The sequence below is a fragment of the Chromobacterium haemolyticum genome (assembly GCF_009936155.1).
GTDB lineage: Bacteria > Pseudomonadota > Gammaproteobacteria > Burkholderiales > Chromobacteriaceae > Chromobacterium > Chromobacterium haemolyticum.
This window is the reverse complement of the sequence record NZ_AP019312.1, coordinates 3,821,208-3,845,608: the sequence shown is the minus strand read 5'-3', so window position 1 is coordinate 3,845,608 and position 24,401 is coordinate 3,821,208. Positions and strand designations below refer to the sequence as shown.

The 24,401-nt window shown below is 62.5% G+C and carries 20 protein-coding genes; 10 read left to right on the top strand and 10 right to left on the bottom strand.

The genetic code is table 11. The features are described from left to right. Positions 1–21 precede the first annotated feature (21 nt). Genes GYH29_RS17560 through GYH29_RS17550 form a run of 3 tightly spaced genes read right to left on the bottom strand, consistent with a single transcriptional unit; the run spans position 22 to position 3,305 of the window. Positions 22–951 carry a LysR family transcriptional regulator gene (locus GYH29_RS17560; RefSeq protein ID WP_043590942.1) on the bottom strand — a complete coding sequence of 310 codons (930 nt, stop codon included), beginning with the start codon at positions 949–951 and terminating at the stop codon, positions 22–24. 59 nt (positions 952–1,010) lie between these two features. Beyond that, the gene (gene speB / locus GYH29_RS17555) at positions 1,011–1,985 is read right to left on the bottom strand and encodes an agmatinase (RefSeq protein ID WP_161524189.1); all 975 of its coding nucleotides are present in this window, start codon (positions 1,983–1,985) and stop codon (positions 1,011–1,013) included. Between the two features lie 21 nt (positions 1,986–2,006). Continuing rightward, the gene (locus GYH29_RS17550; RefSeq protein WP_198001593.1) at positions 2,007–3,305 is read right to left on the bottom strand and encodes a sodium:solute symporter; all 1,299 of its coding nucleotides are present in this window, start codon (positions 3,303–3,305) and stop codon (positions 2,007–2,009) included. 988 nt (positions 3,306–4,293) lie between these two features. Between GYH29_RS17550 and GYH29_RS17545 the strand changes: the two genes are divergently transcribed. Both GYH29_RS17545 and GYH29_RS17540 read left to right on the top strand, forming a co-directional pair. Then, positions 4,294–5,373, top strand: coding sequence for a hypothetical protein (locus GYH29_RS17545; protein WP_161524188.1), 1,080 nt, complete (start codon positions 4,294–4,296; stop codon positions 5,371–5,373). 282 nt (positions 5,374–5,655) lie between these two features. Further along, positions 5,656–8,340 (top strand): trypsin-like peptidase domain-containing protein, encoded by a 2,685-nt coding sequence (locus GYH29_RS17540; protein WP_043590949.1) that lies wholly within the window; start codon positions 5,656–5,658, stop codon positions 8,338–8,340. 142 nt (positions 8,341–8,482) lie between these two features. On the opposite strand, the gene GYH29_RS17535 is transcribed toward GYH29_RS17540, so the two are convergent. Beyond that, positions 8,483–9,415, bottom strand: coding sequence for a LysR family transcriptional regulator (locus GYH29_RS17535; RefSeq protein WP_019100641.1), 933 nt, complete (start codon positions 9,413–9,415; stop codon positions 8,483–8,485). A gap of 193 nt (positions 9,416–9,608) precedes the next feature. Between GYH29_RS17535 and GYH29_RS17530 the strand changes: the two genes are divergently transcribed. The 7 genes from GYH29_RS17530 to GYH29_RS17500 all read left to right on the top strand — a co-directional run bounded on the left by GYH29_RS17530 (position 9,609) and on the right by GYH29_RS17500 (position 15,548). Continuing rightward, positions 9,609–10,310 carry a pirin family protein gene (locus GYH29_RS17530; protein WP_043590951.1) on the top strand — a complete coding sequence of 234 codons (702 nt, stop codon included), beginning with the start codon at positions 9,609–9,611 and terminating at the stop codon, positions 10,308–10,310. Between the two features lie 168 nt (positions 10,311–10,478). Then, positions 10,479–10,931: a DUF3224 domain-containing protein gene (locus tag GYH29_RS17525; RefSeq protein WP_198001592.1), complete on the top strand. Its 453-nt coding sequence runs from the start codon at positions 10,479–10,481 to the stop codon at positions 10,929–10,931. A gap of 22 nt (positions 10,932–10,953) precedes the next feature. Further along, complete coding sequence (gene glyA, locus GYH29_RS17520) at positions 10,954–12,201, top strand: serine hydroxymethyltransferase (protein ID WP_019100638.1); 1,248 nt, start codon at positions 10,954–10,956, stop codon at positions 12,199–12,201. Between the two features lie 270 nt (positions 12,202–12,471). Beyond that, positions 12,472–12,930: a transcriptional regulator NrdR gene (nrdR, locus tag GYH29_RS17515; RefSeq protein WP_019100637.1), complete on the top strand. Its 459-nt coding sequence runs from the start codon at positions 12,472–12,474 to the stop codon at positions 12,928–12,930. A 58-nt stretch (positions 12,931–12,988) separates the two neighbouring features. Further along, positions 12,989–13,528, top strand: coding sequence for a GNAT family N-acetyltransferase (locus GYH29_RS17510; RefSeq protein ID WP_019100636.1), 540 nt, complete (start codon positions 12,989–12,991; stop codon positions 13,526–13,528). A gap of 3 nt (positions 13,529–13,531) precedes the next feature. Continuing rightward, positions 13,532–14,644, top strand: a complete 1,113-nt coding sequence (gene ribD / locus GYH29_RS17505) for a bifunctional diaminohydroxyphosphoribosylaminopyrimidine deaminase/5-amino-6-(5-phosphoribosylamino)uracil reductase RibD (protein ID WP_043590953.1) — start codon at positions 13,532–13,534, stop codon at positions 14,642–14,644. A gap of 256 nt (positions 14,645–14,900) precedes the next feature. Beyond that, positions 14,901–15,548, top strand: a complete 648-nt coding sequence (locus GYH29_RS17500) for a hypothetical protein (protein ID WP_019100634.1) — start codon at positions 14,901–14,903, stop codon at positions 15,546–15,548. A 192-nt stretch (positions 15,549–15,740) separates the two neighbouring features. On the opposite strand, the gene GYH29_RS17495 is transcribed toward GYH29_RS17500, so the two are convergent. From GYH29_RS17495 to GYH29_RS17485, 3 genes are all read right to left on the bottom strand, one after another. Then, positions 15,741–16,175: a hypothetical protein gene (locus GYH29_RS17495; RefSeq protein ID WP_043590955.1), complete on the bottom strand. Its 435-nt coding sequence runs from the start codon at positions 16,173–16,175 to the stop codon at positions 15,741–15,743. Between the two features lie 885 nt (positions 16,176–17,060). Further along, positions 17,061–17,420 (bottom strand): SH3 domain-containing protein, encoded by a 360-nt coding sequence (locus GYH29_RS17490; RefSeq protein WP_043590957.1) that lies wholly within the window; start codon positions 17,418–17,420, stop codon positions 17,061–17,063. A 55-nt stretch (positions 17,421–17,475) separates the two neighbouring features. Then, positions 17,476–17,865, bottom strand: a complete 390-nt coding sequence (locus GYH29_RS17485) for a nuclear transport factor 2-like protein (RefSeq protein WP_052052003.1) — start codon at positions 17,863–17,865, stop codon at positions 17,476–17,478. Between the two features lie 148 nt (positions 17,866–18,013). On the opposite strand from GYH29_RS17485, the gene GYH29_RS17480 reads away from it, so the two are divergent. Next, positions 18,014–19,507 carry a carboxypeptidase M32 gene (locus GYH29_RS17480; protein ID WP_161524187.1) on the top strand — a complete coding sequence of 498 codons (1,494 nt, stop codon included), beginning with the start codon at positions 18,014–18,016 and terminating at the stop codon, positions 19,505–19,507. 323 nt (positions 19,508–19,830) lie between these two features. Here the strand turns inward: GYH29_RS17480 and GYH29_RS17475 are convergent, their stop codons facing one another. The 3 genes from GYH29_RS17475 to GYH29_RS17465 all read right to left on the bottom strand — a co-directional run bounded on the left by GYH29_RS17475 (position 19,831) and on the right by GYH29_RS17465 (position 24,286). After that, positions 19,831–20,709 (bottom strand): alpha/beta fold hydrolase, encoded by an 879-nt coding sequence (locus GYH29_RS17475; RefSeq protein WP_043590963.1) that lies wholly within the window; start codon positions 20,707–20,709, stop codon positions 19,831–19,833. A 248-nt stretch (positions 20,710–20,957) separates the two neighbouring features. Beyond that, positions 20,958–22,574, bottom strand: coding sequence for an MFS transporter (locus GYH29_RS17470; RefSeq protein WP_019100070.1), 1,617 nt, complete (start codon positions 22,572–22,574; stop codon positions 20,958–20,960). 95 nt (positions 22,575–22,669) lie between these two features. Next, the gene (locus GYH29_RS17465; protein ID WP_161524186.1) at positions 22,670–24,286 is read right to left on the bottom strand and encodes a GMC family oxidoreductase; all 1,617 of its coding nucleotides are present in this window, start codon (positions 24,284–24,286) and stop codon (positions 22,670–22,672) included. Positions 24,287–24,401 lie beyond the last annotated feature (115 nt).

The window sequence follows — 24,401 nt, the reverse complement described above, 5'->3', positions numbered from 1 at the left end:
CGCCGTTTTTTTATCCGGAGATCAAGGGGCTGTTGTTGAGCGCATGGTTTCCTCCATGCTTTCAGCTGCCTGGATCAGCATGTCGAGCAGCCGGACCAGCCCCGGTTTGAGCGGTGCGCCCTGACGGGTGATGGTGTGAAAACATGAGTGATAGGCCAACTGCTCCGGCAGCAAGGCGCGCAGGCGGCCAGCGTTTACCCAGTGCCGGGCGTAGTGGGTGGGCAGATAGCCAAGATAGGTGCCGGACAGCACTAGCGTGGCGATGGCCTCCATTGAATAGGCGCTGACCACTTGGTGCAGACGCCAGTTCTGCGGTCGCTGGTGCTCCGTCATATAACCGCGTCCGGCGTATTCCGCGGCGCAAATTTGCTGCTGGCTGGGGGCGGTGATGGCAAACAGTGGATGGTGGCTGGAGCAATACAGATTCTGCTCCTCGGAAAACAGCGGCTGATAACGCAGGCCGGACAACTGGTGATGAAAGGCGCCCAAGCCGAGTTGCAGCCGGTCTTCCAGCACAGCCTGTTCCAGTTCGTCCGGTCTCATGGTGTGCAGATGCAGCTGCGTTTGCGGCCATTGCCGGCGGAATCGGCCGATGACGGCTGGCAAGGGCGCGCGCGGTAGGCTGAGCAGGCCGTCCACCGCGCCGAGATGAAGCGCTTCGCGACAGGGCCCGCCCAGCGCATTGGCTTGTTCTCGAAACTGCTCGATCTCGCGCAATAGGCCCTGAGTAGCCTGATAGAGCGCCTGGCCGGCTGGCGTCAATTGGAAGCCGCCGTTGCCGCGCCGGCACAGCGAATAGCCCAAGCGCAGTTCCAGATCTCGCACCGCCACGCTCAAGCGTGGCAGACCGGTGTTCAGTTTGGCTTGGGCGGCGGTAAAGCCGCCGGCCTCGACAATGCTGCAAAAAATTCGCAACAGGCGTAGATCCAGATCCGAGATATTGCCTAGCATCGGGCCTCCCGCAGCGTGGGATCGAACAGAAGGCGGGCCAGAGGCCCGCCGCCCCGAGTTTACGAAGCCCCTTCCGCGCCGGCAAGCAAGCCGGTCGTGCGGCTTGACTCGGCTAGCAGGCACAGCAGTTCGAACATCAGGGTGGCGCCAACCAGCGCGGTGACGCCGCCGACATCGAACGGAGGCGACACTTCCACCACGTCGGCGCCGACCAGGTTCAGACCGCGCAGCAGTTGCAGCGACTGCTGGCTGCTGAGGCCGCCTATCTCCGGCGTGCCAGTGCCGGGGGCGAAGGCCGGATCCAGCGCGTCAACGTCGAAGCTGATGTAAGTCGGTCCGTCGCCGACGATGCGGCGGGCCTCGGCCAGAGTTGCCTGAATGCCTAACTCGGCGAAGGTCTCCATATGGATGACGCGGATGCCGCAGGCCTTGGCGAAGTCCTCATCCTCCGCTGAATAGATAGAACCGCGGATGCCGATCTGAACAGTACGCCTGGGGTCCAGCAAGCCTTCCTCCACCGCGCGGCGAAACGGCGTGCCGTGAGTGTAGCGCTGCTGGCCGAAATAGCTGTCGTTGGTGTCGGAGTGCGCGTCGAAATGCACCATGCCGAGTGGCCGGTCCTGCGCGAGCGCTCGGAAGATGGGCAGGGTGATCAAGTGGTCGCCGCCCACCGCAAGCGGTAGCGCCCCGGCCTGGCGGATCTGACGGAAAAAAACCTCAATCCGCTGAAGCGAGTCCATCAGATCAATGGGGTTGACCGGCGCGTCGCCTAAATCGCCTACGCGGGCCAATTCGTAAGGGGCAAGGCGGCTGACCGGATGCACCCGGCGCATCAGACTGGATTGGTTACGTACCTCGCGCGGACCATGGCGGGCGCCGGCGCGATGGGTGGTGCCGCCATCCCACGGCACGCCGACCAGGGCGACGTCGAGCTGAGCGGGGTCGCTGCAGATGGGCAGGCGCATGAAGCTTGGAATGCCGGCGAAGCGGGGAACCTCTGCGGCGTCGATGGGCTGGGGATAGGCAATGGACATGGGAAACCTCCTGGGTTGGGATTATTCTCCGACGCTTAGCGAGGGCGCGGCCGGGGTCATCAGGCTGACGCCGACAAAGCTCAGGAAGTTGGCTGCCAGGCCGTAATAGATCGGAGTATTGGCAGCCAAACCATCGAAGATCATCAACGCGACAACGGTTAGACAGCCAAGCAGCATGCCGGCCATGGCACCTTGAACGGAGGCGCGGCGCCATAGCAGGGCGCCGAGAATAGGCACCAGCAGGCCGCTCACCAGCAAGTTGTAGGCGATGCTGAGGCCGGCGATCACATCGTTGACCAGGCAGGACAGCAACAGCATGACCAGGCCCAGTGCCAAGGTGATCCAGCGGCTGTCGGCCAGGTGTCTGTCACCGCCGCGCCGCAGGAAGCGGCTGTACACGTCTTCTTTCAACACCGTGGCAGCAGCCAGCAGACAGGCGCTGGCTGTGGACATGATCGCGGCCAGCGCGGCGGCGGCGACCAGGCCGCGTAGTCCGGAAGGAAGCACGCTGCGAGTGAGCTCGGCAAAGGCGTTTTCCGCCACTTCCAGTTCCGGCAACAGTAACCGGGCGGCGGCGCCGATCAGCGCGCAGGCGGCGCCGTAGAAGATGCAATAAACGCCGGCGGCCAGACCGGCGTAACGCACCACTCGTTCGCTGCGGGCAGTGAACAGCCGTTGCCAGATATCCTGGCCGATCAGCGCGCCGAAGAAATACAGCAGAAAATAAGCGCCAATGGTGTCCAGGCCAATCGCGCCGAGTTCGAAAAAGTCCGCAGGCAAACTCGCCCGCATCGTCTCCAGGCCGCCGGCTCCGTTCACGCTGGTCGGCAGCAGCACGCCAAAGATGCCAACAGTCATGATCACGAACTGAACGATATCGGTCAGGGTCAGCGACCACATGCCGCCGATCACCGAATAGAAAATCACCAATCCGCCGCCGGACAGAATCGCGGGAATACGGGGTATTCCAAACATCACCTCTGTCACCGAACCGATGGCGATGGTAGCCGTTACAGCCACCATCAGGTCATAGCCTATCATCACCACGCCGCCCATCAGCCGGGACGAAGCCTGATAGCGCTGCTCCAGAATCTGGGTGACGGTGAATACCCGCATGCGGGCGATCTGCGGCGCAAACGCCAGGCTGAGCGTCATAATGCCCAGGCCCAACATGAATACCAGCCACAGGCCGGAAATACCGTATTGATAGCCTAGGCGCACCGAGCCTAGGGTGGAAGCCCCGCCCAGCACCACTGCGGACAAGGTGCCGAGATACAGTGTCGGCCCCAGGCGTCGCCCGGCCAGCAGCAAAGTCGTCACGGGTCCGTGCCTGGCGCATGCCCCACCAACCCAGCCCCGCCATCGCCAGCGCGTAAGCCAGTATCGTCGCGTAATCGAGATACATCGTGCTCCTCCTTAAGAAGGGGAAGGGGGCCGATGAGAGTACGGCCGCCGACAAACATCATGGCAAGCCTTGTTCGCGCATTACATTGCGAGGAAGACAAGCGGACTTGCCTATTGAGGCAAGTGACAATGCTTGAAGAACAGGCAGCCGTTGATATTTGTCATATTTTCTTAACCGGTTTCCGGATAGGATTCGGGCCGTGCGGTTTTTTGCCGCGCGGCCCATTGTTTTTTGTGGCGCAGCAACCATCTGGTTCTCATTCGCTCGTCGTCGTTTTTCACCGGCGCAACCTCGCCTCTCCCTCGCCTCCCGGCTTCCGGCGGCGTCTTAGTCTTGTTCATTTGTTTTCGAATCCAACAGTTCCCCTCTGTGTGTTTTCCTAAATTTTCACAAACGAAATCCGTTCTAATGTCATTAGTCATATGCTTCGTCTGTATAAATCTAAATGGCATTATTTTTGACTAAAGTGGGGAGGGATCAAGACGGAGCCGATACGGGAGAGGAGGGAGGGCGCGACGAGGCCGCAAGGTGTAGACCGGCAAGTTTCCTTGCTACACGGATTTTAATAATTTGATTATTTAACAGAAGCTTAGCAAATGCTTAGCATGGGGATGGCAGGGGGAAAGGCAAAAAAAATGCGCGGTACCGTTAGGTCCGCGCCAAGTCTACAAAGGAGAAATAGAGGAGAAACTATCAAGAAGCAATTGCTGCATCTCAACGAGAACGAATTATCCAGATTGCGGTATCGAGTGTCAACATGTTGTTTTTCGCAAATGTGTGAAATTATAATTTTCTGTCGCGCATCTGGTACATCTCGGCCGGGGCCGCCGCTGTCGCGGCGCACCATGGCCGCCGCAGCTGTGCCAAAATAGCGGTTTTCCGATTGCAGCAGGATTCCCTTTCATGGACGCCGTACGCCATACCCTTCCCGATCCGCGCCAGTACCACCCGCAAGTGGCGCTGACCAATATGCTGATTCACAATGCACAGTCGGCGCTGAACGCCAAGACCGAGTCTGATCGGGAAATGTGGTTCTCCGCGGTGCGCGACGCCATGGCCGAAATGCTGGCGCGCGGCGAGCTGCTGTCCATTTCCGTGGCGCTGGCCATGGTGCCGTCGCAGCAATGCTATCAATTGGTGTGGGACGCGCTGCGCGACGCGGTGGAAAACGCCGGCGGCGGCCGCGCCATCATCTTCGCCATGCCTATAGTATTGGTGGCCGGCTGCAAGAACCAGACCACGCTGCCCGGCGAGATCGCCGACGCGGCCGGCCTGAACCAGTTGCTGCGCGATCACGGCGTGTTCGCCGGCGACGCCGACGTTGCCTTGGGCGGTGCGCTCTTGCACCCGGACAGCGTGGTGGGCTTGGATTCCGCCCAACTTTATAAGCTGAGCCGCGATCCGGACCATGCCCGCGCGCAGCTGCCGCAACAGCCGGCGCCGATCACGGTGAAGGAAGAGGGCGTGTTCCTGCGCTACCTGTTGGGCGTGGCGATTCAGCCGGAAGGCGCGGAACCGCCGTTGCGCCTGGGCGGCGCGGTGGGCGGCTGGGGCATGCCGTTGATGAAGTTCCTGGGCGAGCAATTGAAGGCCGACGGCGTGACGCTGTTCCCCATCGCTCGTCCGCCGATGCCGGCGATGCAGGCGATGGTGGCCGGCAACTACGCCCGTTTCGAGGTGGCGATGCAGGTATTCGCCAGCAGTCAGATCCGCCGCTTGCGTGAACTGAACAAGGAGCCGGTGGCCATCCTGTCCGCTCACGACAACGGCGAGCTGCACATCTCTCTGTCCGCGGAAGGCGACGAGCGTAATTGGGAAGCCTTTGTCTGGCCGCTGGCGGCGTTGGACAATGTGCAACTGATCGAAGAAAGCTTCCGCGAACTGATGGCGGAATGCCATGTGCGCGAAGTGCATGTGTTGCCGGAACTGCACCCGGATAGCAAGGACGGCGTGCCCTTGTTCTTTACCGCCGACGATTTGTAAACCATCGTTATCGGCCGCGCCGAAGACCCCGCCGCGGCGGGGTTTTATTTTGTTCAGCCTGCCATAGCCCGTGACCCTCACTCCCCGCCATCCAGACTGCAGCCAGCCAGGCTTGCCTCGCATTTGCCACCTTGGCGATGCGCTTATTCATACATTTTTCAAGATTGTCGATTGCTGAGTGACCGCGCTTTACCATGATCTAGCTTTGCCATAGGCAGGGCGATTCGGGTGGGCGCGCTCAGAAAATACATTTAGACCAGTGATTTTTATCATGGATAAAACATGTCTCAGTTAATATTTAAATTAAATATCATGGCGGGAGTACTGCTGTCCGCTGCTGCATTCGCCCAAGATCATGGGAACAATTCGCAAGCCGACCAGAAGATCTTGTCAGATGTTGCATTAAAAATGAACAAGCATGTGGTTCAGCGACAACTACTGCAAGCAGGCAGAAGCGCTCAATCAGGCGTTTATGCCGCTGAAACAAAGGTCGGCGCGCCGGGTATGGAATCGGTCACTCCCTACTTCTCCAAGATCAAGCTGCCGCCGCAGGCTTATATCGAAGTGTCCGATCCGGGTCAAAAAGAAGTGTATTTGTATGGACAGAAAGATTTTGGCGAGCTAAGAGATGGCGAGCTATTCGCCTCCGTATCCATTAGCGGCGAATATGCCCGCATCCGTATCATCTACCCCGCTGGGACGGCGCCTGGTCCCGACGATGCGGTGGTTCTAGAGCACTGGGAGAGCCCGCCGGAAAATTCAAATCGCAACATATCGAGCTATGCCATTATTGGGGGCAAGGATGAGCGCGAGCTGACCCCGTGTGTCACGGCAAAGAAGCCAGAATGGAATCATGCCAGCTTGGCCACCGTCCATATGGCGGCGGGTGGTTCGACGGGAACTAGTTGGTCCTTGGGGAATGACAATTTCATGGTGACCAACCACCATGTTGTGAATAATCAGGAGAACTTGAGTAGGGGGGGAGAGGCTCGTTTTCAATACATCACCTCCGGTTGTAAAACCAGCGAACCCGCCCATGTGCTTAAAATCAAGCCGGACAAGCTGCTGGTAACAGGTGGGAGTGGTAGAAATGACTATACTTTATTTACCCTTGATGCTTTCGATTATCAGCATGCTAAGGTAAAAACCCTGTTTGGTGGTTTGGAACTGGATGTCAGGAATCCGACACAGAATAGCCCGCTTTATATTCCTCAGCATGGCCGTCTTGAATTGCCGGAGGGGCGACGATATTATCAAACGATTGCTTATACCAAAGCCAAAGCTAACTGCAAAGTGACAGAAGTTGGTTCGACTATCGGACATAATTGTGACACCATGCCCGGTTCATCCGGCTCCCCCGTGGTGTCACAGAATAACGGCAAGGCGGTTGGCTTACATTATGCTGCGGGTAATGAGGTCAATAGAGCGGTTACCGCAGAAACCTTGTGGCAGGCCATTCAACCCTATGTCACCCCGCAGCAAAACCAGGCAGTGGTAGGCATGGGTAAGTTGAACTTGGCCCAAGTCAGTGTCAGCAAGGAACAGCTTCCAGTCTTGGGGCAGCGTTTCAGCGACATGCTGTCTTTTGAAGCCTTGTCCGGTCGCTGGCTGGGGCATGAAAAGACCTACACCAAGATTGCCGCCGCATCGCAAGACATTCAGAGTGGAAAAACCTATGAGATTGTTTACCGGGTCAGCCAGAGCGTGAATGGGCAGCACTACAATCTGCAACAAGCCATTGCGGGTAGTAAAACGCTGAGCGTCACTTATGTTGCCGGCGACAACCTGGATGTGTCGTCGCAAGGACCACACAAGTCTTGGCTAGGTTTTAAGGCCAAGGCGACCAATGGCGTGCTGGCCAACAACTATCTGATCAAAGTCAATAATACCATTCCGGGAAATGGTAATGACAATGGTGAACCCACGGTACCGCCTCAGGCGGAGATTTCTGGTCCGGCCGAAATTATGAAAGAAGAGGGGGGCGCCATCTTAAGCGCAGAGGCTTCCACTGGGGACAAGCTGAAGTACCAATGGAGCAACGATAGTCAATTATTGCTGCTACCCAATCAGGATAAAGTCATCGTGCATGCGGGCACGAGTGTTGCCTTGGGATGGCACCAGGTAAAACTGACCGTCACCGACAGCAAGGGCCGTAGCGCCACGGCTGTCCATGCCTTGCAGGTGAAGGGTGATGATGGCTATACGCCGCCCCAGGCCCGTATCAGCGGCGACGCGACGGTAAAGGCGGGGGAAACCCTGGCCTTGTCCGCGGAAAACTCCATTGGCAGCGAACTGAAATACCTGTGGAGCAATAGCCACGGTTTGAAGTTTCTGCCTGGCAACCACGCCCAGAAAGTCCAGGTCATTGTGCCGGCGGGGGCTCAGGCGGGGCAGGTGTATAGCTTCAAACTGGCAGTCACCGACTCTCTGAATAAAAAGCATGAAACCAGCCATGCTGTCACCGTTAAGAAAGACATCAACGGCAATGCCCCGGTGGCAAGGATCAGCGGTGGCCAACCCAGCTATACCGCCGGGAAGAGCATTCGGCTGGATGGCGGCGGCTCGACCGGGCACAACGGCGCGCTCAGCTATCAGTGGACAGCGTCCCCTGCGCTGAATATGGGCAATACCAGCGCCAGCGCTGTCGCGTTCACCGCGCCGGATGTGAAGAAAGAGACGGCTTACCAAGTCACCTTGACGGTAAAGGATAAGGAGAACGGCAAGGAGCACCGCGTTAGCCACACGATGAGCATTAAGCCCAAAGAAGACGGCGGCAAGCCGCCGACAGGGGACAACTGGGATGCGGCCATGGTTTACAAGACTCCTTGCACCAAAGTGACTTACAAGGGCAAGGAATGGATGAACGGCTGGGAGATTCGGGGCATTGCACCGGGTTCGGATGGTCTGTGGGGCGCATGGCGTGAGCGTGGCGCGTCCAATATGCATGGCGCGTGCAAGGGCAAATAAGGCCGTGACGCTTAGCTTCGCATACGTTTAAGTCCCTTTGGGACTTGCCCGGCAGGCGTTAGCCTGCCGGGCTTTTGTCGTTGAAGCGCTGGACTGTCCATTCGGGCTTGTCAGCCTGCTATGACGCTTTGCCATCAAAGATTCAGCCTTCCGTTTCCTGCTGACGGCGCGCCCACGGCGCGCTGGCCAGCCGCGCCGCCAGATAGTCGATCAAGGCCTGCACTCGCGCCGGCCGGTTGCGGCCCGGCGGCGTCAGGATGTAAAGCGCAATCGGGTCCACCTGCCAATCCATCATCACGGTTTCCAGTTCGCCGGCCTGCACATCCTGCCAGGCCAGGAATTCCGGCTGAAGCGCCAGGCCCAGGCCGGCGCGCAGCGCCGGCGTCAATGCCTCGGCGTTGTTGACCCGCAGCGGCGAGGGCATTTCCAGCGCGAACTCGCCTTCATCCGCGTGGCGGAAGCGCCAGAACTGGCCGCCGGGCGCGTTGCTGTACAACAGCGCGCGGTGCTCGGCCAACTCGCGGGGATGGCGGGGCCGGCCATAGCGCGCGAAATACGCCGGGGAGCCCACCAGAAGGATGCGCACTGCGCACAGTCGGCGCGCCAGCAGGCTGGAGTCGGCCAGCGAGGCGATGCGCAGGGCCAGGTCCAGCCGCTTGGCCACCAGATCCACTTGCTCGTCGCTGAAGTGGAAATCCAGCTCCACGTCCGGGTGGCGGGCCATGAACTCCGGCAGCAGCGGCGCCAGGTGGGACAGGCCGAAGGACATCGGTGCGGTCACCCGCACCGCTCCGCGCAGGCTGGTGGATTGCTCGGCGATGTCCGCTTCCACCGCCTCGCCCTCCGCTAGGATGCGGCTGGCCCGTTCCAGCGAGGCGTGGCCGGCCTCGGTCAGCGCGATGCGGCGCGAGGTGCGGTGGAACAGCATGGTCTTCATTCGGGCTTCCAGGCGCGTGATGGCTTTGGACACCGTGGCCTGGGACAGCGTCAGTTCCGCGGCGGCGCGGGCGAAGGAGCCGCATTCCGCCACCTTGGCGAAAATCGCCCAGGCTTCCAGATCGGGGAGTCGTTTCATATTAGGGTGGACGGCGGGTTAGATTGATTCCAATTTTAATGCTTGAATAACATTGTTACGCATTCAAGATTTCAAAAATGGAAAGAATGCTATTCGATTCGCCTAGTTAACAGCCTTGGGACCGTTACGTATAGTGGCTGCATCAGACGCGTCGCCGTGCAGGCGGCGCCTCGCCACAATACGGGAGGACCGCATGATAGAACATCGCTCTTTTGCCAGCCTGGGCGGAGCCCACCATGGCTGGTTGGACGCCAAACACCATTTTTCCTTCGCCGAATACCATGACCCGGCGCGCATGCACTGGGGCGCGCTGCGGGTGTGGAACGACGACACCATCGCGCCGGGCACCGGCTTTCCTCCACATCCGCATGCGGATATGGAAATCATCACTTATGTTCGTGAAGGCGCGATCAGCCACCGTGACAATCTGGGCAATCAGGGCCGCACCGAGGCCGGCGACGTGCAAGTGATGAGCGCCGGCAGCGGCATCGTCCATTCCGAATACAATCTGGAAGCCGTCGACACCCGCATTTTTCAGATCTGGATCCTGCCGGAGCGGCGCGGCGGCGAGCCGTCCTGGGGCAGCAAGCCTTTTCCCAAGGCGGACCGCTCCGGCGTCTTCGTCGCGCTGGCCAGCGGCATGGACGGCGACGAGCAGGCCTTGCCCATCCGCGCCCACGCCCGGGTGCTGGGGGCGACGCTCAAGGCCGGCGAAAGCATCGACTACCGGCTGGGCGCAGAGCGCCGCGGCTATCTGGTGCTGGCCCGCGGCCGGGCGGAGGTCAACGGCGTGGCGCTACAGGCCCGTGACGGCGCGGCGATTAAGGACGAGGCGCTATTGCGCATCGTCGCCGGCGAGGACGCCGAGCTGATCCTGGTGGATAGCCGCGAGTGAGAGGGCGCGCATTCCGGGCCGGCTGCGCTATCATGACAAGCGACTGCCGCGCCCGAGGCACCCGCCTTGAGGACAGATGATGAAAGCCACCGCCAGCGGTCGTTTCGACGTCAAGCTCGCCCCGGATCCCTTGAGCGAGACCGCCGCCGCCAGCGGTCTTGGCCGCCTGTGGCTGACAAGCGCTTTCACGGCGATCTGGACGCCGTCAGCCAGGGCGAGATGCTGAGCTTCCGCAGCGCGGAGCCGGGTTCGGCCGGCTATGTCGCCATGGAGCGGGTGCAAGGCAACCTGCACGGCCGCAAGGGCGGCTTCGTGCTGCAACACAGCGCCACTATGACGCGCGGAGCCGCCGAGCAAGCCATCATGGTGACGCCGGATTCCGGCACCGGAGAACTGAGCGGAATCAGCGGCCGCCTGCGCATCACCATCACCGCCGGCGAGCACTTCTACGATTTTGATTACACCCTGCCCGGACAAGCGGTTCAAAGCCGGCTGCGCACTGGCTCGCAAGATTTTGAACTGGTTGCGCGCATCTGGAGAGGCCCGTTTTTCCCTTCGCGGCAATTGCTTCACGTTAAGGTTTTCGCCTCGGCATTTCGTGTAGAATGCCCGCATCGTTAACCCTTTGATGGATGAGTCAAAGATGTTCGCTGCTGACCAGACGATTGCCAAATTCGACCCCGAACTCGCCGCCGCCATTGCGGCCGAGTGCCAACGCCAGGAAGATCACATTGAGTTGATCGCCTCGGAAAACTACACCAGCCCCGCGGTGATGGAAGCCCAGGGCTCCCAACTGACCAATAAGTACGCCGAAGGCTACCCGGGCAAGCGCTTCTACGGCGGTTGCGAGCATGTGGACGTGGTCGAGCAACTCGCCATCGACCGCGTTAAGCAGCTGTTCGGCGCGGAATACGCCAACGTGCAGCCGCACTCCGGCAGCCAAGCCAACCAGGCGGTGTACTTCTCCATTCTGAAGCCGGGCGACACCGTGATGGGCATGAACCTGGGCCACGGCGGCCACCTGACCCACGGCTCCCCGGCCAACCTGTCCGGCAAGATGTTCAACATCGTTGCTTACGGCCTGAACGACAAGGAAGAAATCGACTACGACGACATGGAACGCGTAGCGATGGAAACCAAGCCCAAGCTGATCATCGGCGGCGCTTCCGCTTACGCCTTGCGCTTCGACTTCGAGCGCATGGGCCAGATCGCCAAGAAATGCGGCGCTTACTTCATGGTGGACATGGCGCACTACGCAGGGCTGATCGCCGCCGGCGTCTACCCGAACCCGGTGCCGTTCGCCGACTTCGTGACCTCGACCACCCACAAGACCCTGCGCGGCCCGCGCGGCGGCATCATCCTGGCCAAGGCCGAGTTTGAGAAGAGCATCAACAGCAATGTGTTCCCGACCCTGCAAGGCGGCCCGCTGGAGCACGTGATCGCCGCCAAGGCGGTGGCCTTCAAGGAAGCTCTGCTGCCCGAGTTCAAGGTGTATCAGGAGCAAGTGCTGAAGAACGCCTCCATCATGGCCAAGACCCTGGGCGAGCGCGGTGTGCGCATCGTATCCGGCCGTACCGAGAGCCATGTGTTCCTGGTGGATCTGCGCGCCAAGGGCCTGACCGGCAAGGCCGCCGACGCGCTGCTGGGCCGCGCTCACATCACCGTGAACAAGAACGCGATTCCGAACGATCCGGAAACCCCGTTCGTGACCTCCGGCATCCGCATCGGCTCCCCGGCCATCACCACCCGCGGCTTCAAGGAAGCCGAAGCCATCCAGGTGGCCAACTTGGTGGCGGACGTGCTGGACAACCCGAACGACGACGCGCTGATCGCCCGCGTAGCGGAGCAAGCCACCGCGCTGTGTCACCGTTTCCCGGTGTACTCCAAATAAGCCGCGCTTGCCTCGGCCGTAGAACGTGTTTACGATCTCGCGAGCTAAGGCGAGACAAGGCGAAAATGACTGAGGAAGCGGAATGTACAAGTGGTACATGAGCATTTCGAAGCCGTTTTCAACGCGGTATCGCCGACGCGCAGCAGATCGTAAACAGGTTCTTAAAAAGACGCCCCTAGGGGCGTCTTTTTCATGGGTGGACGATAGCGGCATTAACTTGACCGCGCATTGCTGATAACATCCATACATTGGAACCCTTAGGATTAAGTCATGAAATGCGCGTTCTGCGGCAATGCCGATACTCAGGTAATCGACTCCCGCGTCAGTGAGGACGGCAGCAGCATCCGGCGGCGGCGGCGCTGCCCGGTGTGCGAGAAGCGTTTCACGACCTTTGAAACCGCCGACGTGCGCATGCCGCAGGTGGTGAAAACCGCCGGCCATCGTTCGGAATTCGATATCGAGAAAGTTCGCACCAGCTTCCTGCGCGCGCTGCACAAGCGCCCGGTGCCCACCGCGCTGGTGGACGAAGCGATAGACCGCATCTGTCACAAGTTGCTGCAACTGGGCGAGCGGGAAGTGTCCAGCCGCGAGATCGGCGAAATGGTGATGAACGAACTGGCCCGCCTGGACAAGGTGGCCTATGTGCGTTTCGCCTCGGTCTACCGCAGTTTTCAGGACGTGTCCGAGTTTTCCGACGCGATCAAGGAAATCCAGAAGTCTTCGCATTGACCTCCCGGCGGGAGGCTGGAGTAGACTGCTCCATTCTTCCGTCATTGCGGGTGCCTGCATGTCTGAACCCCTGCCTGCCCATGTTTCGCTGAGCGCGCCTGAGCTGTCCGACGCGCCGGCGCTGTTCGCCTTGATCAACGCCAACCGCGACGCGTTGCGGCCATGGATGCCGTGGGAGCCGCTGACCCGTTCCGAGGCCGACTCCCGCGCCTTCCTGGAATCCGCCGCCGTCGGCCGTCAGATCGGCAAGGCCTATACTTGGCTGGTGCTGCGCGGAGGCGAACTGGCCGGCGTCTGCGATCTGCACGCCATCGACGCCTTGAACGGCCACGCCTTTGTCGGCTATTGGCTGGACAGCCGCCAGGTGGGGCAGGGCGTGATGCAGGCGGCGCTGCGCCTGCTGCTGGCCGAGGCCTTCGGCCCGCTGGGCCTGCACCGGGTGGCGATAGACGCGGCGGCGGACAACCGCCGCAGCTGCGCGGTGGCGGAACGGCTGGGCTTTCGTTACGAAGGCGTGCTGCGCGAGTATTTGTTGTTGCAGGGCCGCTATTGCGACGCCAGGCAGTACAGCCTGCTGGCTCATGAATGGACGTGTTGAACCATGAATTATTCCGCCGATGACCATCGTTACATGCAGCGCGCGTTGCGGCTGGCCGCCGCGGCCACCCGCCGCGCCGCGCCCAATCCGGGTGTGGGCTGCGTGCTGGTGCGCGACGGCGCGGTGATCGGCGAGGGCGCCACCCTGCAGGTGGGCGGCGATCACGCGGAAATCCAGGCGATCAAGGACTGCCTGGCGCGCGGCCTGTCCCCGCGCGGCGCCACCGCCTATGTCACGCTGGAACCCTGCAGCCACCACGGCCGCACCCCGCCGTGCGCGCGGCGCCTGATCGACGAAGGCGTGGCCCGGGTGGCGGCGGCGATGGTGGACCCCTACCACGAAGTGGCCGGCCGCGGCCTGGCCATGCTGCGCGCCGCCGGCGTCGACTCCGACGCCGGGCTGATGGAGGCGGAGGCGCGGCAAGTGCATCGCGGCTTCCTGTCGCGCGTCGAGCGCGGCCGCCCCTGGGTCATGCTCAAGGCCGCCGCCACGCTGGACGGCAAGACCGCCTTGCTCAACGGCCGAAGCCAGTGGATCACCGGCCCGGAGGCGCGACGCGACGTGCATCGCCTGCGCGCCGAACACTGCGCGGTGCTCACCGGCAGCGGCACCGTGCTGGCCGACGATCCGCAACTGACGGTGCGCGAAGTCCCCTGCGAGCGCCAACCGCTGCGCGTGGTGCTGGACAGCGCGCTGCGCACCGCGCCGGAACAGCGCATCTACCAGGGCGGCGCCACCTTGTTGGCCACCTGCGATCACCCAGAGGCGCGGCTGCGGCCCTACCGCGCCGGCGCGGACATCCTGACCCTGCCGCGGCAGGCCGATGGCCATGCCGATCTGCCGGCCTTGCTGGCGGCCTTGGCGCAACGCGGTGTCAATATGCTGATGGTGGAAGCCGGCGCCGGCCTCAACGGCGCGATGCTGCGCGCCGGGCTGGTGGACGAGATCGTGCTCTACCTGGCGCCGTCGCTGGCCGGCGACGCCGCGCGGGGCCTGTTCGCCTGGCCGCCCTTGGAGGACCTGGCGGACAAGCAGCGGCTAAGCATCCGCGACGCGCGCATGGTGGGCGCGGATTTGCGCCTGAGCCTGACGCCGGCCCCCCTCTCGCCGCGTTGAGAACGGCGACCCCCTGATACTGCATTGCGCCGACTGGCCGTATTCAAGCACGGCCCGCGTCGGCGCGCCTTGTCTCCGCCGTGAAGCTGGTTTTCTTGGCCGCTCTTGGGAAAACGCCAGCGCCGCTGTGAATCCCGTCTGGAGTCTGCAACATTTCTGTCCGAAAATAAGAACAGTCCGCCCGTAGTGCCGAAGAGCGCGAGCGGCGAGGGGAAGGGTAAGACCGGAACGACATTCGGGAGGGCTGGGGAAGGGCATGAGCGATTTGAAGGCGGCGCTGGAGGCTTATATGCGATTGCTGGCGCGTCAGGGCGCGCCGGCCCAGGTCGTGGACGAGCGGCGTCGCATTCTGGAACTGCTGCTGCCCTGGCTGGACGGAGTCGAGCGCAGCGCGGAAGGCTTCCGCGGCCCTTGTGAACGTTTGCTGCAGACCTGTGCGCCGGACGAGCAGGTGCTGGCGCTGACCTGTACTCGCGAGTTCTATTATTTCTGGCTGGGCGATACCAAGAAAGTGGTGGAGATCACCGCGCGCAGCGGTTTCTCGGTGCGCAATGTTCGGGTATGGCTGGAAGCGGATTGGGAAAGCTTGCTGACGCGGATGGAGCGCGACGGTTTTTCCCGCTTTCCGCCGTCGCTGGGCCTGTACCTGGGCAAGCTGTTCGAGGACGGCATGTCCGAGCCGGACATCCATCTGCGCGAGCGCCTGCTCAAATCCCTGCTTTATCTATTGGACGGCCAGCCCATCCAGGGCGACAGCTTCCGCATGATGGTGGACGCGGTGCTGCTGCATCTGCGCGAGGCGGAACTGAAAAACACCTTCCTGATGCTGGTGCGCGAATACTTCTATTACTGGCATCAATTCCCGCAAGCCCAGGCGCGCAACGCCGGCCAGCCGGCGGCTTGAGGCGGGAAGGCGAACCTTCCCGCTTGCTGCGAACTATCTTAGGGCCTATTTACGAGCTCGCGAGCTAAGGCGAGACAAGGCGAAAACCGCTGAGAAAGCGGAATGTACATATGGTACATGAGCATTTCGAAGCGGATTTCAACGCCCTTTTCTATCCATCCTGTCGACGCGCAGCAGATCGTAAACAGGTTCTTAGCTATTGCGCGACGGCGCCTTGCCTTCCAGTTCCGACTTCTGCGTTTGCGCCTGCTGTAAGGCGTGCACGCTGTCCACATGGGCGTACACGTCGCAGCGCAGCGCGCCTAGCGCCATCAACTGCTCGGCATAGCTGAAAAAGCCCACCCAATAACCGCGGGCGTGGCCGGGGTCCTTGAAATCCACATCGCGGGCGATCTTGCCGAGCAGTCCCTGATTCAGCCTATGCGGCTGGTCCTTGAAGAACTGGGCCAGGTGGGCGGCGCATTCGCGGCCATAGGCGCAGGCGTCGACATAGTCGTCGGCGGGCGGCATCTGCCAGTGATGGGGCTGGCCGCGATGCGGCAGATAACGGACGAAGGGCAGTTGGGTCGCCTGGTTTTCGTGGGGCTTGAGCCGGTAGAAACGGCGAGGGGGTAGGGTTTGGGACATATTGTTGCTCCTGCATTCTGCTACGTGAGATCAACCCACTTCCCGGTTCCAATCGGGATTGGCGGGCACGAGACTGCAAGGTTGGAACACCGACCACGTACGAAATCGGCACGGCAAACGCCGTCCTTGCTGTCCGCGCCCGCCTTATGGGCGTGCAGACTGCATGAACAATGGCCGCAAGAGCGGCCAGTTCGCCGTACGTGTAGATGGGGTTCCAAACCCAGTGCCGGTATTCGGCCGGCACCGCGCTATTGTGGCGGCAGAGGTGGGAGGGGTCAAGGCGGCGGGGTGGGGGAGGATTTGGGACACAAGACTGTCGTTTGGAACCCGACCTCCAAGGTTAGTCGGCACGGCTAGGCCGTACGGCAGCTTGTGCCCCTAGGCCAAGCTAAAGGATGGCTGCGTGGAGGGCAAGCTAGCGCCATCGGTTGAAGCCAGGGAGTTATCGGCTATATAGAGACGTTTACCAAGCGGCCTGTTCATGATCTGTACTAGGTTTGAATCCGCTGCGCGGATGATGATTTTCATTGCCGGGGCTGCACTGACCGAGCGAGGCAAGCGCAGCGTCGCGAGGGAATAAGGCAGAGAAAGGATATTTGCTTGGCCAAATATCCTCTCCACTCCTAAAGGCCACCCTGCAAGCCTGGCCTACGGCTTCCCGCTGGGGCCCGTCAGGCCCGAGGCGCGGCTGAACTCTCTACGTGCGAATCTTCGATTCGCTCAGTGATAATTTGCTAACGTCAAATCGCTCAAACAGGGCAGCCGCTTAAGACCTCGGGCCTGCCACCCAACGGCAGGCTTGAAGGGACCCGGGGCGAGTCGGATACTTGGTTTCCTGCGTATCTAACCCCCAGCGTATTTGCAAAAAAGAACGTAAATAGATCCTTACTGCGCTTTCAGGATATTAAGCGGCACCCAGCCGAATGCCTCGCCATCCAGCCGGCGACACCACAACCAGCCGTTCAGGGTTTTCGAACCGAGCAGCCGTTCGCCCGCTTGGATAGCCAGCTCCTGGGTGGAGAAGCTTTCAAGGGCAAACGCTTTGCCGTCGATGTATTCGATCAGTTGGCCGGGCACCCAGCCCCCGGCGGCTTGCTCCGGCGTTTCGCAGAAGTACCAGTTCTCCCAGCCTTCCAGGCCCTCGTACCTTTCGCCTACCCGAAGCGGGGCGCCCTTGGCCAAGCGTATGGGGTCCGTGTGCTCCGGTGTGTGGCCCCGCAGGGCGATATAGCTCTCAACAGTCATGGCGTCTCCCTTGGTTTCCGTCCCTGTCGACGATCTTGGCCATGGCTTCCGCCGATCAGGCCGGTTGCGCGGCTTCCAGCCTGGCCCAGCCCGGCAAGCCCACGCGCCAGGCCGGCGGCGCTTCGGCGCTGGCCCAGTATTCCTCGATCTGGCTGATCAGCCCGTGCTCCAGCGTGAATAGCGAGTTGGCGAAGAAGCGCGACTCGCCGTGGTCCACCTGCGCCACTACATGCCAGCGGCCGTCTGCCAGCAGATTGTCTTGCAGCAGACGGATGCTCCAGCCCTCCGGATAGACGCGGTTGACGTGGACGATGGCGTCCGCGCCGCGGAAGCACTCGCCGCTGCAATGCCACAGCATTACGGCGTCGTCGCGCAGCAGGCGGCGCGCGCGCTCCCAGTCGCGGTCCTGGTAGGCGAGAAAGAGTTGGGCGGCGATGGATGGCATGAATTTACCTCATGCTTGTCATGGAGAGTTGATAATGTACAAAATCAAAATGCTTGTCAATACGCGGCTTTGGCGGGTTTTGGGGCGAAAGTTGTCAGATCAAATAGTCTGATGGCATCATGCTTTTACGACTAGATGAGGAGACAAGATGGCACACACATCCGCCTACCAGGCATTGACCCACACTTTCGCTCGCCTGCACCGTTTTGGTCACCTTGGCGCCATCGCCGGCTGGGACCAGGCGGTGATGATGCCGAGCAAGGGCAACGACGCCCGCGCCGCCGCGCTGGCGGAGCTAGGGGTGCTAACCCACGGCATCATCACCGCGCCGCAGTTGAAGGAGCAGCTGGACGCGGCGGAGCAGGAAAACCTGGACGAGCTGCAACGGGCCAATCTGCGCGAGATGCGCCGCGAATGGGCGCAGGCCAATCTGCTGCCGGCGGCGCTGGTGGAGGCCAAGACCCTGGCCGGCGCACGCTGCGAGCACGCCTGGCGTAGCCAGCGCCCGGCCAACGACTGGAAGGGTTTTCTGGAAAACCTGCGCGAGGTGGTCAAGCTGTCGCGCGAGGAGGGTCGTCTGCTGGCCGAGGCCAGCGGCGGCAGCCGCTATGACGCGCTGATGGACAAGTACGAGCCGGGGATGAAGAGCGCGGAGATCGAGCGCATTTTCGCCGAGGTGAAATCCTGGCTGCCGGGCCTGATCGACCGCGCGCGCGCCAAGCAGGCGTCGGAAACGGTGATCGAGCCGTTGGGGCCGTTCGCGGTGGAGCGGCAGCGCGCGCTGGGCGTGGAGGCGATGAAACTGCTGCGCTTCGATTTTGATGGCGGCCGGCTGGATGTCAGCAGCCATCCCTTCTGCGGCGGGGTGCCGGAGGATGTGCGCATCACCACCCGCTACCGCGACGATGATTTCGTCCAGAGCCTGATGGGCATCGTCCACGAAACCGGCCACGCCCGTTACGAGCAGAACCTGCCCAAGGACTGGCTGGAGCAGCCGCTGGGCCGCGCGCGCTCCATGGGCATCCATGAAAGTCAGAGCCTGTCCTTCGAGATGCAGCTGGGCCGCAGCCCGGCCTTCCTGCAGTTGATCGCGCCGCTGATCCGCAGCCATTTCGGCGAGCAACCTGCGTTTGCGCTGGAGAATCTGCAGTGTCTGTACAGCCGGGTGCAGCCGGGCTTCATCCGCGTGGACGCGGACGAGCTGTGCTATCCGGCGCATGTGATCCTGCGCTTCGAGATCGAGCGCGCGCTGATGGACGGCGAGATCGAGGCCGAGGACATCCCGGCGCTGTGGGACGAAAAGATGATGGCCTATCTGGGCGTGGACACCCGCGGCAATTACACCAACGGCTGCATGCAGGACATCCATTGGACCGACGGCGGTTTCGGCTATTTCCCCAGCTACACGCTGGGTGCGATGTACGCGGCGCAGTATTTCGCCAGCCTGCGCCGCGCTGAACCGGAGCTGGACGCGAAGGTGGCGGCCGGCAATCTGGAGCCTATTTTTGATTGGTTGAACGCCAATATCTGGAGCCAAGGCAGCCGTTGGAGCACGGACGAACTGGTGCGGCGCGCCACCGGAGAGACACTGAACCCGGCGCACTTCAAGGCGCATCTGGAGCGGCGTTATCTAGGCGTGTGATTGGGTAGGTCAATCATGAAAAGCGCGGCTTGGCCGCGCTTTTTTAGACCCGCCAACAAAACCCCTGATCCCGCGTTGCGCCTCCTTGTCGTACTACGGGTGCTGTAGCTTCGCAGAAACTTCGTTTTCTGCGTCGGCGCGCCTTGGCTCAGGTTCTCTGCGAGGTTTTCTTGGAACGTGTTTACGATCTCGCGAGCTAAGGCGAGACAAGGCGAAAACGGCTGAGAAAGCGGAATGTACTCGTGGTACATGAGCATTTCGAAGCGGGGTTCAACGCCGTATCGTCGACGCGCAGCAGATCGTAAACAGGTTCTTAGCGGCTCTTATTGGGGCTGACTGAAAAACGCGTGGATCGCCGCCGCCAGCGCTTCCGGCTGCTCCCATTGCAGCATGTGGCCGGCGTCGGCGATCACGGTTTCCTGCAATTTGGCGAAACAGGCGCGCCGCTGCGGCATGCTGGCGGCCACGCTCTTGGCCAGCGGGTGGTCGTCGGTGTCGCCGCCCAGCGCCCACAGCACCGGCGCGCTGATGCGCTGCCAGCAGGCCATCGCTTCTTCCAGCCGGTATAGCACCGGGTTGACCATTTTGTGGCGCGGGTCGGCGCGGTAGTAGAGGCCGTCGTCCCGCTGGCGGGTCAGCTCGCGCGCCAGCCATTGGGCGCGCTCCGGCATCAGCCTGGGGTTGCGCTCCAATAGCTTGGCGGCCACGGCGTCCAGTGACTGCAAATCGCCGAACTCCGGCGCGTCGCGGGTTTCGCGCAGCCAGCGCGCGTAACGGCCCGGCGCTTCCGCCGGCTTGGTGGCGGCCAGGCCGAAGCCTTCGGCCAGCACCAGTTTTTCTACGCGCTCGGGGCGGATGCCGGCGTAGATGCCGGCGATCATCGAACCCATGCTGTGGCCCAGCAGCTTGACCGGCTGTTGCGGCGACAGCGCGTCCAGCAGCGCGTCGAGGTCGGCCAGGTAGTCGGGGAAGTAGTAGCTGCCGTCGTTCCAGTCGCTGTCGCCGAAGCCGCGCCAGTCCGGCGCCGCCACTTGCCAGCCGTCCGGCAGCGCGTCCACCAGGAATTGGAAGGTGGCGGAGCTGTCCATCCAGCCGTGCAGCAGCACCAGGAGCGGCGCGTCGCGCGGGCCCCAGCGGCGCAGATGATAGCGGTGGCGGTTGAGGATCAGGGTTTCGGACTGGCTGAGACGTTGAATCGGCATGGCGGCGCGGGCGGTGGGACGAAAGCCCCAGTCTACCCAGAAACACGGCGAACCGGGAGGTTCGCCGTGTTTGGATGGTGTGACAGCGTGAGCGCTCAATCAAACGCCGGCGCCGCGGCCTGCGGGATGGCTATTAGAGCCGCTAACAAAACCGCACAGCGCACCTGAGCCAAGGCGCGCCGACGCAGGCAGTACCCGTAGTACGACAAGGAGGCGCAACGCGGGATCAGGGGTTTTGTTAGCGGGTCTTATTGATGGATGTCGGCGCGGTGCGTCTCCTTCAAGCCCAGCAGGCAGACCACGAAGCTGACGCTGTAGACGATGACCGGATACCACAAGCCGTAGAGGATGTCGCCGGTGTAGACCACCAGCGAGAACGCCACGGTGGGGAACAGGCCGCCTATCCAGCCGTTGCCGATGTGGTAGGGCAGCGACATCGAGGTGTAGCGGATGCGGGTGGGGAACAGTTCCACCATGGTGGCGGCCAGCGGGCCGTAGACCATGGCGGCGATCAGGCTGAGCAGCACCAGCACCGCCACCACCATCGGGTAGTTGATCTTGTCCGGGTCGGCCTTGTCCGGGTAGCCGGCCTGCTTCAGCGCGGCCAGCAGTTGGGCCTTGTCGAAGCCGGTCAGCGTCTGTTCGCCCACCTTGATCTGGGTTTCGCCGCCGGCGGGCGCCGCCTGGCGCTGGTAAGGCACGCCGTTCTTGGCCAGCAGGGCCTTGGCCTGGTCGCAGCTGCTGCTGAGCTTGGCCTTGCCCACCGGATCGAACTGGAAGCGGCAATTGGCCGGGTCCGCCACCACCACCACTGGCGCTTGGCGCGCGGCGTGGGCAATGTCCGGGCTGGCGTAGGCGGTCAGCCATTTGAAGGCGGGAAAGGTCAGCAGAGCCGCTAGCAGCAGGCCGGTCAACATCACCGGCTTGCGGCCGATCCGGTCGGACAGGTAGCCGAAGTACAGAAATAGCGGGGCGGCGATCAGCAGGGAAGCCACCAGCAACTGGGTGGCGATCTGTGAGTCGACCTTGAGGATTTGGGTGAGGAAGAACAGCGAATAGAACTGCGCGCAGTAGAAAGTGACCGCCTGGCCGCCGTTGATGCCGAACAGGGCGGTGAGCACGATGCGCAGATTCTTCCAGTTGGTGAAGGACTCGGTCAGCGGCGCCTTGGAGTGTTTGCCCTCGGCCTTCATTTTCAGGAAGGCCGGCGACTCGTGCATCGACAGCCGTATCCAGGTGGAGATGGCCAGCAGCGCCAGCGACAGCAGGAAGGGCAAGCGCCAGCCCCAGTCGTCGAAAGCCGGGCCGGTGAGTTTGCGGCAGGCCAGGATCACCAGCAGGGACAGCAGCAGGCCGGCAGTGGCGGTGACCTGGATCCAGCTGGTGTAAGCGCCGCGTTTGTGGTCCGGCGCATGCTCGGCCACGTAGATGGCCGCGCCGCCGTATTCGCCGCCTATCGCCAGGCCCTGCAACATGCGCAGCACCACCAGCAGGATGGGCGCGGCGATGCCTATGCTGGCGTAGCCGGGCAGCAGGCCCACCAGGAAGGTGGAGACGCCCATGATCAGGATGGTGGCGAGAAAGGTGTATTTGCGGCCTATCATGTCGCCCAGCCGGCCGAACAGCAGCGCGCCGAACGGCCGCACCAGGAAGCCGGCGGCGAAGGTCATCAGCGCGAAGATGAAGGCGGTGGTTTCATTGACGCCGGCGAAGAACTGTTTACTGATCACCGCGGCCAGCGCGCCGTACAGGAAAAAGTCGTACCACTCGAAAACGGTGCCCAGCGACGAGGCGAAGATCACTTTGCGCTCGGAGCTGCTGATCGTGTGTCCCGCCGTGGCGGCGGGCGTCAGGGTGCTGCTCATGGTGCTGTCTCCTCTTGGTGTGGCTTTGCGACAAGTTGTGGGTCGGGAAGTGGGCTTCCTCTGTTTGGGGGGGGGGCGATGTTGCGCAGCGCCGCTCAGTCCGGCGCGGGGCGGTCTTGCAAAATCATGCGGGAGGCTTTCTCCGCGATCATCAGCGTAGGCGAATTGGTGTTGCCCGAGGTGATGGAGGGCATGATGGAGGCGTCCGCCACTCTTAATCCGGATAGTCCGTGAACGCGCAGTCTGGCATCGACCACCGCGTCGGTATCCTGTCCCATTTTGCAGGTGCCTACCGGATGGAAAATGGTGGTGCCGATGCGGCCGGCGGCGGCGGCTAGTTCCTCGTCGCTCTGGGCGGCGAGGCCGGGCAGGTATTCCTCCGGCCGGTAGCGCGTGAGCGCCGGCGCGGCGACGATGCGTCGGGTCAGCCGCAGCGCGGCCACCGCGACGGCGCGATCCTGCGGGTGACTGAGATAGTTGGGCTGGATCAGCGGCGCGGCATCCAGCCCCGCGCCGCCGATGGCGATCCGGCCGCGGCTGAGCGGGCGCAGATCGCATACCGAGGCGGTGAAGGCGGGGAAGGGATGCAGCGGTTCGCCGAAGCGTTCCAGCGACAGCGGTTGTACGTGATATTCCAGGTTGGCGCGCGGTTGCTCCACATCGGACTTGGCGAAGGCGCCCAGCTGGCTGGGGGCCATCGCCAGCGGTCCGCTGCGCCGCCACAGGTATTCCCAGCCCATGGCCAGCTTGCCGGCCCAGCTATTGGCCAGTTGGTTCAGCGTGCGCGCGCCGCTGACTTTGAACACCATGCGCAGCTGCAGGTGGTCTTGCAGATTGGCGCCGACGCCGGCCAGCGCGTGGCGCACGGCGACGCCGTGCTCTTGCAGCAGCGCGGCCGGACCAATGCCGCTGCGCTGCAACAAAAGCGGGGAGCCGACGGCGCCGGCGGCCAGGATGATTTCGCCGCGGCAGCGCGCCAGCCAGCGCTGCCGGTGTTGCAGGAATACCATACCGGCGGCGCGGCCGTCCTCCAGCAGCAGGGTTTCCGCCTCGGCGTGGGTCAGCACGGTGAGGTTGGGGCGCTGGCGCGCCGGGCGCAGAAAGGCCTTGGCGGTGTTCCAGCGCAGGCCGCCGCGCTGGTTGACTTCGAAATAGCCGCAGCCGGCGTTGTCGCCGCGGTTGAAGTCGTCCACCGGGGCGATGCCGCTTTGCTCCGCCGCGTCGCGGAAGGCGTCCAGAATTTCCCAGGACAGCCGCTGCCGTTCCACCCGCCATTCGCCGCCGTGGCCGTGCTGGGCGCGGGCGCTGTCGAAGTGGTCCTCCATGCGCAAAAAGTCCGGCAGCACTTCGTCCCAGCTCCAGCCGGGGCAGCCCTGCGCTGCCCAGCCGTCGTAGTCCGCGGCCTGGCCGCGCATATAGATCATGCCGTTGATCGAGGAGCAGCCGCCCAGCACTTTGCCACGCGGGTAGTTGAGGCTGCGCCCGCCCAGGCCGGGCTCGGGCGCGGTGCGCAGGCACCAGTCCGTGCGCGGATTGCCGATGCAATAGAGGTAGCCCACCGGGATGTGTATCCACGGATAATTATCCTCGCCGCCGGCCTCCAGCAGCAGCACCCGGTGCCGCGGATTGAGCGACAGGCGGTTGGCCAGCAGGCAGCCGGCGCTGCCCGCGCCGACGATGATGTAGTCGAATGTGTCCGCCAATGCCTGCATGCCGCGCTTTCCTATGACGTCTGTATCGCCACCATATAAGATCAAGCCGGGTCGGGCTGGGAATAGCCAGAGCGGAACAATGGCTGTTAGTTTTCTAACAGCGGTGCAATTGAAG